We start from the raw sequence: 11785 nt of genomic DNA, 5'->3' as shown, positions 1-11785 counted from the left end.
TAACCATCTGATTTATCAACTATAAAAAAGGTCCCGAGTTGGGACCTTGGTGCAATCAAATCGCGCAGACCTCGGACCGTGTCAAAAACCTTTGCTCACGGCCATTGTCTAAACTGAACATCCCGCCGCGGCCCTTGACGACATCAATGATCAGATCAGTGTGCTTCCACAGTTCATACTGGCTGCCCGAGATATAGAACGGCATCCCACCAATTTCGCCCAGTTTGACATCGCGGTCGCCCAACAGGAAATCCCCCACCGGGTAGCACATCGGCGACGAGCCATCACAGCAGCCGCCCGATTGGTGAAACATCACCGGGCCGTGGTCGGCGACGATCTCGGCCAGCAGCTGCAAGGCCGCGGGCGTGGCAGTGACTTTGTCGAGAATTTCGGTCATAGAAGCCTCCCGGTAAAATGTGGGCGCAAGGCGAACCTCGCGCCCTGTTGATCAGAAGAAGCCTAGCTTCTTGGGAGAGTAGCTGACCAACATATTCTTCGTCTGCTGGTAGTGGTCCAGCATCATCTTGTGGTTTTCGCGCCCGATGCCCGACTGCTTATAGCCGCCGAAGGCCGCATGGGCGGGATAGGCGTGGTAGCAGTTGGTCCAAACCCGGCCTGCTTGAACCGCACGGCCAAAGCGGTAGCAGGTGTTGGCCGAACGGCTCCACACCCCAGCGCCCAGACCGTAGAGCGTGTCATTGGCAATCGAAAGCGCCTCGTCGTCATCCTTGAAGGTGGTGACCGAAACCACCGGGCCAAAGATTTCTTCCTGAAACACCCGCATCTTGTTGTTGCCCTTGAAGACGGTGGGCTGCATGTAGAAACCGCCCGCAAGGCCACCCTCCATCTCACGCCGGGCACCGCCTGCCAGAATTTGTGCGCCTTCCTGTTTGCCGATGTCCATGTAGGACAGGATTTTCTCAAGCTGTTCGCTGGAAGCCTGCGCGCCGATCATCGTGGTGGGATCAAGCGGGTCGCCTGCTGTGATCGCGGCCACACGTTTCAGGGCTTTTTCCATGAATTGATCGTAGATCGACTCGTGGATCAGGGCGCGGCTGGGGCAGGTGCAGACCTCGCCCTGGTTCAGCGCGAACATGACGAAGCCTTCGATGGCTTTGTCGAAGTAATCGTCATCCTCGGCGCAGACGTCTTTGAAGAAGATATTGGGGGATTTGCCGCCCAGTTCCAGCGTGACCGGGATCAGGTTTTGGCTGGCGTATTGCATGATCAGGCGGCCAGTGGTGGTCTCGCCGGTGAAGGCGATCTTGGCTATGCGGTTGGAGGAGGCCAGCGGTTTGCCTGCTTCAAGCCCGAAGCCATTGACGATGTTCAACACGCCGGGCGGCAGCAGATCGGCGATCAGTTCGGCGAAGATCAGGATCGAGGCCGGGGTTTGCTCGGCAGGTTTCAGCACCACGCAGTTGCCTGCGGCCAGCGCCGGGGCCAGTTTCCAGACCGCCATCAGCAGCGGGAAATTCCACGGGATGATCTGGCCAACGACGCCAAGGGGTTCGTGGAAGTGGTAGGCGACGGTGTCGTGGTCGATTTCCGACAGGCTGCCTTCCTGCGCGCGGATGGCGCCTGCGAAATAGCGGAAGTGGTCGATGGCCAAGGGCAGATCGGCATAGGTGGTTTCGCGGATCGGCTTGCCGTTGTCCCATGTCTCGGCCAAAGCCAGCAGGCCAAGGTTTTGCTCCATCACGTCGGCGATCTTGTTCAGGATCACCGCGCGGGTGGCGACCGAGGAATTGCCCCAAGCGGTCTTGGCAGCGTGTGCGGCGTCGAGGGCTGCCTCAACATCCGCCGCCTCAGAGCGCGGGATTTTGCAGATTATTTCGCCGGTGATCGGCGAGGTGTTGTCGAAGGTGCGGCCGGATTGGGCAGGCACCCATTTGCCGCCGATAAAGTTGCCGTAGGTCGCCTTGAATGGCGATTTAGAGGTGCGGAAATGTTCCACCATATTCATTGCTAAGTCCTCCCAGACTGTGCGGCCGCCTCCTCGCGGCACTGGACTTAGGCTGCGCTTTAGGGCGGCTTGTGTCAGCCGGGGGGAAAGCGATGCTGGGGGAAGTTGTCGCAAGGATGCGACAGGTCAGGGGGGGAACTTACATCGAAGTGGCCCAGATTGGGCGGGCCTAGATCAGACGCGGCCCCAGCTTGCGGTGGAAGGTGGCGCGGCTGATGCCAAGGTCGCGCGCGGCAGCCGAGACATTGCCGCCTGCACGGGCAAGGGCGCGCATCAGAACGGCACGCTCACCGTCTTCCAGCGTTTCATGCTGGAAATGGCCCAGCACATCGGCGGCCGGGCGGGGTTGGCGGGCAAGGTCGCCAGTCAGGCCAAGGTGGTGGCGGGCGGCGCGGGTGGCGCCGATCACCAGATCATCGGGGTCGACGGCAAGCAGGCCACCCGAAGCGCGATCGCCGGGGACCAGCACCATACGAGCGGTGGGGAAGGCGTCGCGGAAGGCTTGGGCTTCGATCTTTTGGGCGGTTTCGGTGACGGATTGGCTGATCAACACCATGAAACCTTCGGTCAGGTCGTTGCGGGCCGACGAGACATCCAGCACCCCGGCGAGTTTGCCTTGCGGGCCGTAGATCGGCGCGCTCATGCAGGACAGGATGGTGTTGCGGGTGAAGAAATGTTGGTCGCGGTGGATGGTGACGACACGTTCTTCGACCAGACAGGTGCCGATGCCGTTGGTGCCTTGCTGGGCTTCGGACCAGCGGGTGCCGGGCCAGAGACCCCAGTCGGAAAACACGGTATCATCGACGGCAGCGCCGCGACGTTCCAAGGGCACACCGTCAAGATCTGCAAGCAGGACGCAGCAGCCGACGGCCCCGACGGCTTGGAACAGCCGATCAAGGTTCGGGGAGGCGGCGCGGATCAGGGGGGCGGTGCGGTCGCGGGCCCGGCTAAGTTCTTGCGCGGTCATCCGATCAGGTTGGCTGGGCTTGGTGGGGTCAAGGCCGTGCAGGCGGGCAGACCGGCTCCATGAGGCGACCACGGGGGACCGGGCAGCCTCACCGCGGGCGAGGGCGGTCTCGATGGTGGTGAGGTGATTTTCGGTGCCGCGTGGGATCATCGGGGGGACACTCCGGTCGAGGAGGTTGGACTGGTAGGAGTATGTCGCTTGGGAGGAATAATTCAAGTGTGGCGGCGCGGTGTGGGCGTGTCCACGCGTGGCGCTTTTTCGGCATTTATAAATCAATGGGTTACACGCGCCCATTCCTGCCTAGTCAAGAAATGCTCCCAGAGGCGTCGTGGGTTTGGCCCGGCTATGGCGCAGGCACAAGATAGCGGGCACGCACGGTTTGGATCATCCTCTGTGCTCAAATATCCCCGCCGGAGGCTTTTTGGGTGGCCGCAGGTGCCTCCGGCGGGAGTATTTTAAAAAGAGCAAATGCTTTTAGAGCGTGTCTGCGGCCCGGATTTGCTGCTGGCGCTTTTGACCGTCGCGCAGCCATGCCACGCCGTACAGGATCACCAAGCCGCCACCGATCAGGGCGGTGTCGAGCAGGAACGAGGGTGGGTTCATCGCCTTGGTGACTTGGGCTACATAGGCCAGTACCGTGCTGGTGGCGAACACTGGCAGCGAGTGTTGACCGAGCAAGATCAGGCCAGACGCCTTCGGACTGTTGGCTACAGTTTTCAGCACGGGCAAGGCGCTGAGGGCATAAGCGAGGGCCAGAATATGCAACAGGCGCGGCAGGAAGATGAAGCTTTTCTCGAACGAGGTGAACACGGCCGGGAAATAGGCGTATTCGTGCAGCAGCCAAAGGGTGTGGCCGCCCCAATTTGCCACCCAGCCGATTTGCACCCAGAGGGCGGCGAGGATCAGAAACGCCCAAGCCAAGCACAGCGGCCATTTGCGTACGGCCAACCAGCGGCGGTTTTGGCGGATGGCGATGCCGGTGAGCATCCCGGCCACAAACAGCACCTGCCACGAGAATGGATTGAAGAACCAGCCGTTCGACAAAGGCCATGTTGGCATGGTGAAGCGGGCCAGACCTGCCAGAAACCACACCAGCAAAGAACCTGCCATCAAGGCTTTCGGCCAGCGCACGGCCAAGGCCAACAGGCCCGGGGCCCAGAGCATCAGCACGACATAGAGCGGCAGGATGTCGGCATAGGCGAATTGATGGCCAAGGGTAGAGAGTGGCAGCGCGAAGCCGTCCATGTTTTCTAGTGCCGGGGCGATGTTGCGCTTGATCGCCATTTTGGCAACTTCGGAATCGTGCTGGGTGAAGGCGAACAGCGCCAAGATGCAGGCCACCACCAGCACATGCACCCACCATAGGGTGAAAGCCCGCCGCCATGGCCGTAGTGCCTCGGGCCAGCTTGCGCCGCGCAGGAACACCGCGCCATAGGCCAGCCCGGTGGCCATGCCCGACATCAGCACGAAGCCTTCGGCGCCATCGGAAAAACCGAAGTTGCGCGAGGTGAAACTCTCGTAGATCGTGCCGGGGATATGGTTGATATAGATCATCACCAGCGCGATACCGCGCAGCAGATCTATCCGGTAATCCCGGACGCGCGCGGGTTCAGCCAAGCTTGGCCTCCGCCAGCGGCGTGGCATTGGGGGCGGAGGCCGCGATCGACCATGCGGTCAGCACGGCATTGTGGCGGGTTAGGATTGGCGGGATCGTGGTATCTTCGGGCACCGGAAACGCCTGCGGGCCTGCGATGCGCGAGGTCCACCAGATCAGCAGCGGTGCCGCCACCATCGGCAGCCCGACCGGCAATAACCACAGCGTCAGGACCGGGGCCATCAAATGCGTGGCAATCAAACCCGAAAGACCAAGCCAAGAGATCCAGCTTCCGGCTGCCCAAGCCTCTGAAATATCCAACCCGCCGTCCCCCCGGTTGTTTGGTGGCCAGCCACCGTCTCGTCCCAGAAGCACCTGTAAAACCGAACGGCTTTGAAATGCCATCAGAATCGGCGCGATGAGCGACGAAAGCGCCAGTTCGGTTAAAACCGCGCGCAAGGATCCGCCGATGCCGCCAAAACCGCGTGCGCGTCGGGTGAAGATGGCGTCCAGCGCCACCAACAGTTTAGGCATCACCAGCAGGCCGAACACGCCGACGGCAAGGCCGATGGCTTTGGGGGTTTGGTCGTTGGGGAAGGTTGGGAACGGCCAGTTGGCCTCGGGGAAGTAATCGGGGGTTTCGACCCAATAGACGGCGGCAATCGAGGCCGCGATGAAAGCCAGCCAAATCAGCGGGGCTACATAGGCGAAGATGCCTTGGACGAAGACAAAGCGGCTCCATGGTTTCAGGCTGGGGGCGAGTACCAGTTTGGCATGTTGCAGATTGCCTTGGCACCAGCGGCGATCACGCTTGGCGTGGTCGATGATATTTTCGGGGCCTTCCTCATACGAGCCTTCAAGGTCATCATCCAGCCGCACCAGCCAGCCCGCACGGGCGAGCAAGGCGGCCTCGACATAATCGTGGCTCATGATATGGCCGCCGAAGGGCGCGGGGCCGGGCAGTTCGGGCAGACCGCAGCTTTCGGCCCAAGCCCGGATGCGGACGATGGCATTGTGGCCCCAGAATGGGCCCGTGCGGCCTTGGGTGGCAGCAAGGCCGCGCGCGAAGATTGGCGAGTGGAAGCCTGCGGCGAATTGCATGGCGCGGCCAAAGCGGGTGGTGGCGCCGACGACGCGCGGCAGGGTTTGCAACAGGGCAAGCTTGGGGGCTGCCTCAATCCGGCGGATCATCTCGATGATGGTGTCGCCTTCCATCAGGCTGTCGGCATCGAGGATCACGGCGTAATCCCATGCCGCCCCAGAGGAGGTGATGAATTCTTCGATGTTGCCGGCCTTGCGGCCGGTGTTTTTCTCACGCCTGCGGTAGAACATCCGGCCTTCGCCATGTTGGCGGGCCAGCAGGCGGGCGAACCAATGCTGTTCTTGCAACGCGATTTTGTCGTCGCGGGTGTCGGACAGTACGGCGAAATCGACTTGTGCGCTGGTGTGGGTGGCTTGGATCGAGGCATCCATCGCGGCGATGCGGGCGAAGGTGATGCGGGGGTCTTCGTTATAGACGGGGACTATCACCACGGTGCGGCCCAAGATTGCGCCGCTGGTGCGGGCAACCGGGTTGCGTTGGCGTGAGGTCAGACCCAGCAGTGCGGTGGCTGCACCCCAAGCCAGCCACCAAGTGGAGAAAAAGATCAAGGTGCTGCGCAGCACGTCCAGAAAGCCCACGCCATCCGCTGCGCCGTATATCTGAAACACCATGCCCGCGGCTGCGGCGGCCAGAACGCTTGCGGCAATAGCCAAAGCGCGGGCGCTGACGGTGCGGTCGCGGGTGGGGGCATTTTGGGCCATCGGATCAGCCGAGGCGGCGCAGGCCCGGGGCTACGGCCCAAAGCAAGCGGCGCAGGGACCGCATGAGGCTGCCCGGCGACGCTGTCAGCACTTGCTTTGGCATGGCAAGGGCGGCGCACGGTGGAGCCATCAGATCGGCCAGCGTGATTTGCTTGGCTGCGGGCTTTGCCCCGGTTTGAATGGTTACGTTCATGCACTTACCCATTGATAAAGCCAGTTTTCGGACAGTTTGCGGCCATATCCGGTGATATGGGCGCCCAGTTCCACCGTGGCACCCTCGGTGGTGGAGACGTCCAGCACCAGACGCCAAAAATCCGTGCCGGGGATCTCAGACAGCGCCTGATGCGCGATTTCGCCGCCGGAGATGGTGACGATGGCTTTGACTTCGGCTTCGGGCGGCAGCGAGGCGAGCAGGCCGCCTTCAAAATCCACCACGAATTTGCGGGTGCCATCGGCGTTATCGACGCCAGAGACGCCGCCAACCCCCGCGCGGGTTTCTTTGACGAAGGCGATGTCCGAAGTGACATCAGGCGCCAAAGCGCCCCAACGCAGGCGGTAGCTGAATTCCATCATCGTGCCGGGGACGGGTTTGGCCTCGGGCACCCAGAAGGTGACGATGTTGTCATTGACCTCTAGGGCGCTGGGGATTTCGACCAGACGCACAGCGCCTTTACCCCAATCGCCCAAAGGCTCGACCAACAGCGACGGGCGGCGTTCGTAATGCGCGCCGGCGTCTTGGTAGCTTTCAAAGTTGCGGTCGCGCTGCATCAGACCGAAGGCGCGCGGGCTGGTTTCGGCGAAATACGATTCCGACAGCCGAGGCGGATTGTTCAGCGGACGCCAAATGTGGTCGCCATCGCCGCGATAAATCGCAAGGCCGTCACTGTCGTGCACGTTCGGGCGGTAATCGTCGAAGGCTGCGCGGTTTTTTTCCGAGAACAGGAACATCGAGGTCAAGGGCGCGATGCCGATCTGATCGACCGCGTTGCGGAAGAACAGCCGGGCGGTGACGTCGATTTCGGTCTCGGCCCCCGGACGGATCACAAAACGGTAAGCCCCGGTGCAGCTTTCGCTTTCGAGAGCTGCATAGACCGCCACTTCGCGGGCAAAAGGTGCCGGGGTTTCCAGCCAGAATTTCGAGAAGCGCGGGAATTCCTCGGGCTTGCCAAGGCCGGTGTTGATCGCAAGACCACGCGCCGACAGACCGTAAGCGTTATCGCGGCCCAAAGCGCGGAAATAGCTGGCACCAAGGAAGGCCACGACTTCGTCGAACAGATCGGCGCGGTTCAGCGGCGCATTCAGACGGAAGCCAGCGACACCCGGCAGCGGTTCGTGTTTCGGCACACGGGCGGCGACGCGGTCGTAATAGCGGAAATCGTCGGTCGAGAAGGTCATCGGGCGGGCCATGCCGTCTTTGGTCTCAAACATCAGCACGGGTTCGGCGAACAGCCAACCCAAATGAAAAGCCTGCACGTTGAAGCCCGCCTTCGGGCCAGCCCAGCGTCCACGCTCCGGGTTGAACTGCACGGCTTGGTAATCGTCGTAAGTGAAGCTGGTGAAGAAGCCTTCAACTTTGTCGGGGGATTGATGCGGCGTGGTCGCCCGTTGCTGCATTGCAGCAGTGAGAATGTCAAAGCTGAACGGCTCTGAGTTGACGACTTCCGGGGTCGCCGCAGCGGGGGCTGCGGTGTCGGCCCAAGCGGCGTTGGACAGGCTTGTGCTGCATTGCAGCAGTGCCGCCGTCCCCAGCAAAGCCAGGACAGAACGGCGGTGGACGATCGCGGACAAACCCGGCTGACCCGGCATATTCACTCCTGATCCCCGATTCGGGGAAAACATAACGTAATTCGCAGGTTATCGGAGGTCGCGCCAGATCGCATGCTATGCAGCCAGAGCAATCCTGCCATGCTGCAAACGCAAAGGATGCCTGACGCGATGCCTAGACCCATTGATGATCTCAGATGGGGGAGGATGCGCAAAAGGTCAATTCCTGATGTGTTCGCGGCCATCACAGGGTGGTGAGATGCGCGAGAAACTGCCGCATATAGGAGCAAGTCGTGCTGCAACTGCACAGAGGACGACTTTATGGGGAGATCTGGCGGCTGGGCTGGCCCGGATTCGGGTGAGAAAATGGTGAAAGACAGGGGTGGGCGGCGTTACAGTACCTGCGTCAGCAGGGTGAGGGCGATGAGGGTGATCAGGCAGCCTGCCAATACCTCGACCCATGGCAATATCTGCGCCACGCGGTGGAATGAAAGGTTGGCCAAGGCACCCTCGCGCGCCCAGACGGCCATGCCTGCGACTGCGACAGTGATCACCGAAGTGCCAAGCCCCATCGCAAAAGCGCCTGCGATGCCCGCCAGCGCGATGCCGAGTTGCCATGTCAGGATCAGCAGGAATAAGGCACCCGAGCAGGGGCGCAGGGCCACGCCGATGATCAAGGCGGCGCGGTCTTTCCAACTGGTGGCGCGTTCGACTTCGGCGAGGCTGGGGCCGTGGGAATGGCCGCAGTCGGCGTCATGATGGGGATGGTCTTGATGGGCGTGATCATGGTCGTGCGCCCGTGGCGGATGCCTGACCGCTTGCCGCCAGATTTTGCGCAACCCGCGTGCTGCCAGCCACAGACCCACCGCCACGATTGCCAATGTGCCGATCGGGGCCATCACGTCTTGCGCGACATTTTGGGCGGCGTCTCGGGTCCAGCCCAGAACCGCAACCCCGGCGTAGACCAAGGCCACCGCGACCAAGCTTTGCGGAAGACTGGCGGCGAGCGAAATGCTGGCCAGCGACCAGAATGCGACGCGGCGGCCCATGCCGTAGCCGCCGATCAGCACCTTGCCATGGTTGGGCCCTGCGGCGTGCAGCACGCCGTAACTGAAACAAACCGCCAGCAGAGCGGAAAGTGCGCCCGGCCTACCCTGCTTGATGGCGCGCACCCCGGCGGCAAGTTCATTTTGGATGGCGCGTTGGGCCTCGATCACCCAGCGGTCCAGAGTCAACAGGCCACCGGAGAGCCAGAGCGCCAGCAGGATCAGCGCGAGGAGCGCGCCGAGGCTGAGAAGGCTGCGTTTCAGTTTGGGGCTGATGATTGGGCGGCTCAGGACGGTGGGTGGCATGTAACCTCCATAGCCTCGGCGAAATCGCCCCGAGTTCTGGATAGGCGGCTTCGGCATCTTGTGGCAGGGCGGCGATGGCGGCGTCGAGTTTGGCGCGGGCGGCGTCAAGATCGGGCAGCAGGATGCGGGCGGTGCAATCTGCGGCGTTGGTCAGGACGGTGCCAAGTTTCAGGTCGTAGGCGACGTACAGGGTTGGATCATAGACTTGGATACGCAGCGGTTGGCTGATCTCAATGGGGGTGGCAAAACTGCGGTAGTGGGTGGAGAGGATTCTGGCATCTTTATAGGCGATGGTCCAATCCGAGGGGGCCGAGAGCGGCAAGGGTTGGCCTGCCATCGACGCATAAGTGTCGCCGGGATAGCCTGCGTCCCAGTGCATATCAAAGCCGTTCAGTTGCGTGGTTTCCTCGGGCGTCAGGTTACCGTCGAAATCGGGATCAAGGCCCTTGTCGGTGATGATCTGCAACGAGGTCAGATCATCATAGCTCCAGGTGATGCGCAGGCCCGTGGCGCGGTGCTGGGTGTCGAAGATCAGTTCTAGCCCGGTGTCGATGAAGACATGCGGATGGGCTTGGGCGGTTTGCGTCCAGCACAGCAGCATTGTTGCAAAAACCAGCGGTTTCATCAGGGGCTCCATCGCGAGGGGTGGACCCTAGAGCGGTGGACGGAAAACGGCAATCCCGTAGCCGTAAGGAATGCTGAACCTTGCCATTCTGGCCTGACCGGGATGTTGCCACTGGCCCTGTCTATCTGGCGGGGAACGCTTTAGCGTTTGTGCTTGCCTTGTAGAGGAAGTGTGACGATGGCCGAAAATATGCAGCATTGGACGCCGCGCCCGCGCCCGGAAGCGGTGCCGCTGGAGGGGCGCTATGTGCGGCTGGAAAAGCTGGAACCGCGGCACGCGGATCAGCTTTACGACGCTTCGACCGTGACGGATGCCGATGCCAGATTCACCTGGCTGCCCGAAATGCCACCGCAAGACCGGGATGGCTTCGCGGCTTGGGTCGAGAAGGTATCAGGCAGCTCAGACCCGCTGTTTTTTGCCATCATCGACAAGGCGACGGGGAAAGTCGCGGGGCGGCAGACCTTGATGCGGATTGATCCGGCCAATGGGGTGGTCGAGATCGGCAACATCTATTGGGGGCCACTGATCGCGCGCAAGGCGGCGGCGACCGAGGCGTTGTTCCTGTTCGCGCGCTATGCATTCGATACGCTGGCGTATCGGCGGTTTGAGTGGAAGTGCAACAACGACAATCTGCCGTCAAAGCAGGCGGCACTGCGGTTTGGCTTTCAGTATGAGGGGCTGTTTCGCCAGCATTTCGTGATCAAAGGGCTGAACCGGGATACCGCTTGGTTTGCGATGATCGACAAGGATTGGGTGGCGCTGAAGCCTGCCTATGAGGCGTGGCTTGCGCCGGATAACTTCGATGAAAGCGGCAACCAGAAGCGCCGTCTGGAAAATATTCGGGCTGATTTCGGTGCGTGATGCGGTTGATCGGCGGGGGCGTGTCAGCGTAACTGTGTGGGTCACAGAAGGAACGCGCCATGCACAACACGCCCCCTGCTCCACCGGCTGAACGTAAGCGCGGGTCGGGCGTTAAGATGGTCTATGATCTGCTGCGCGATGATATCCTTGATCTGGTGATGCCGCCGGGCAGTTCGATTGATGAGGTGCAACTGGCTGAACGGTTTGCGATCTCGCGCACGCCCATCCGCGAGGCTTTGGCGCGGTTGGCGGCGGAAGGGCTGATCGACACCTTGCCGAACCGCTCTACCATGGTGTCGCAGATCGACTTTGTGAACCTGCACACGTTTTTCGATGCGATCACGCTGATGTACCGGGTGACGACGCGGCTGGCGGCGCAGAATTGGCGGGCGGGCGATCTGGAGGTGATCCGGGGGTATCAGGTGGATTATCGTGCGGCGTTTGAGGCGCATGATGCTTTGGCGATGATCGGCACCAACCGCGACTTTCATGCGGCGATCGCTGAGGCAGGGCGGAACCCCTATTATTTGGCGCTGTTTTTGCGGTTGCTGGATGAGGGACGGCGGATTTTTCGGCTGTATTATCAATCGTTTGACAACTGCCCTCCGGCTTCGGTGATCACCGAGCACGAGGACATCATCGCGGCGATTGCGGCGCGGGATGTGGCGCGCGCGGATGTGCTGGCGAAGGCGCATGCGGATCAGATTGTGGGACAAATTCAGCGGCTGATGGCGCGGGATCAGCGGCAGGATATTGCCTTGTAGACTTACTACGCCCATTGTGGCCCTTTGCGGCTCACTGTGGACAAATAAAATACAATACGTATATTTATGCGCAGAGTGATTCCTGCGGC

Annotated in this window: 11 protein-coding genes; 2 read left to right on the top strand and 9 right to left on the bottom strand. The window is 61.5% G+C overall.

Annotated features, from left to right (window positions below; translation table 11 throughout):
• Nucleotides 1–55 precede the first annotated feature (55 nt).
• From Q7V03_RS10240 to Q7V03_RS10200, 9 genes are all read right to left on the bottom strand, one after another.
• Nucleotides 56–397 (bottom strand): DUF779 domain-containing protein, encoded by a 342-nt coding sequence (locus Q7V03_RS10240; protein ID WP_304925497.1) that lies wholly within the window; start codon nucleotides 395–397, stop codon nucleotides 56–58.
• A 51-nt stretch (nucleotides 398–448) separates the two neighbouring features.
• Nucleotides 449–1966: an aldehyde dehydrogenase gene (adh, locus tag Q7V03_RS10235; RefSeq protein WP_304925496.1), complete on the bottom strand. Its 1518-nt coding sequence runs from the start codon at nucleotides 1964–1966 to the stop codon at nucleotides 449–451.
• Nucleotides 1967–2135: 169 nt separating this feature from the next.
• The gene (locus Q7V03_RS10230; RefSeq protein WP_304925495.1) at nucleotides 2136–3083 is read right to left on the bottom strand and encodes a GAF domain-containing protein; all 948 of its coding nucleotides are present in this window, start codon (nucleotides 3081–3083) and stop codon (nucleotides 2136–2138) included.
• Nucleotides 3084–3407: 324 nt separating this feature from the next.
• Nucleotides 3408–4550: an OpgC family protein gene (locus tag Q7V03_RS10225; protein WP_304925494.1), complete on the bottom strand. Its 1143-nt coding sequence runs from the start codon at nucleotides 4548–4550 to the stop codon at nucleotides 3408–3410.
• The gene (gene mdoH, locus Q7V03_RS10220; protein WP_304925493.1) at nucleotides 4543–6330 is read right to left on the bottom strand and encodes a glucans biosynthesis glucosyltransferase MdoH; all 1788 of its coding nucleotides are present in this window, start codon (nucleotides 6328–6330) and stop codon (nucleotides 4543–4545) included. Before mdoH ends, Q7V03_RS10225 begins: the two co-directional genes overlap by 8 nt.
• Before the next feature lie 4 nt (nucleotides 6331–6334).
• Nucleotides 6335–6523 (bottom strand): hypothetical protein, encoded by a 189-nt coding sequence (locus Q7V03_RS10215; RefSeq protein WP_304925492.1) that lies wholly within the window; start codon nucleotides 6521–6523, stop codon nucleotides 6335–6337.
• On the bottom strand, nucleotides 6520–8136 hold the full coding sequence (locus Q7V03_RS10210; RefSeq protein WP_304925491.1) for a glucan biosynthesis protein: 1617 nt from the start codon (nucleotides 8134–8136) through the stop codon (nucleotides 6520–6522). The genes Q7V03_RS10215 and Q7V03_RS10210 overlap by 4 nt, the downstream gene beginning before the upstream one ends.
• 350 nt (nucleotides 8137–8486) lie before the next feature.
• Entirely contained in the window at nucleotides 8487–9356 is an 870-nt protein-coding gene (locus tag Q7V03_RS10205; RefSeq protein WP_304925562.1) for a nickel/cobalt transporter, read from the bottom strand.
• Nucleotides 9280–10071: a DUF1007 family protein gene (locus tag Q7V03_RS10200; protein ID WP_304925490.1), complete on the bottom strand. Its 792-nt coding sequence runs from the start codon at nucleotides 10069–10071 to the stop codon at nucleotides 9280–9282. Before Q7V03_RS10200 ends, Q7V03_RS10205 begins: the two co-directional genes overlap by 77 nt.
• Before the next feature lie 177 nt (nucleotides 10072–10248).
• Here Q7V03_RS10200 and Q7V03_RS10195 point away from each other — a divergent pair, with 177 nt between their 5' ends.
• Both Q7V03_RS10195 and Q7V03_RS10190 read left to right on the top strand, forming a co-directional pair.
• Nucleotides 10249–10932, top strand: coding sequence for a GNAT family N-acetyltransferase (locus Q7V03_RS10195; RefSeq protein ID WP_304925489.1), 684 nt, complete (start codon nucleotides 10249–10251; stop codon nucleotides 10930–10932).
• Between the two features lie 59 nt (nucleotides 10933–10991).
• A complete protein-coding gene (locus tag Q7V03_RS10190) occupies nucleotides 10992–11696 on the top strand; it encodes a GntR family transcriptional regulator (protein ID WP_304925488.1) in 705 nt (234 codons plus the stop codon).
• Nucleotides 11697–11785 lie beyond the last annotated feature (89 nt).

This window comes from Cypionkella sp. (assembly GCF_030652235.1).
In the GTDB taxonomy this organism is placed as follows: Bacteria; Pseudomonadota; Alphaproteobacteria; order Rhodobacterales; family Rhodobacteraceae; genus Cypionkella.
This window is presented reverse-complemented; position numbering and strand designations above follow the sequence as displayed.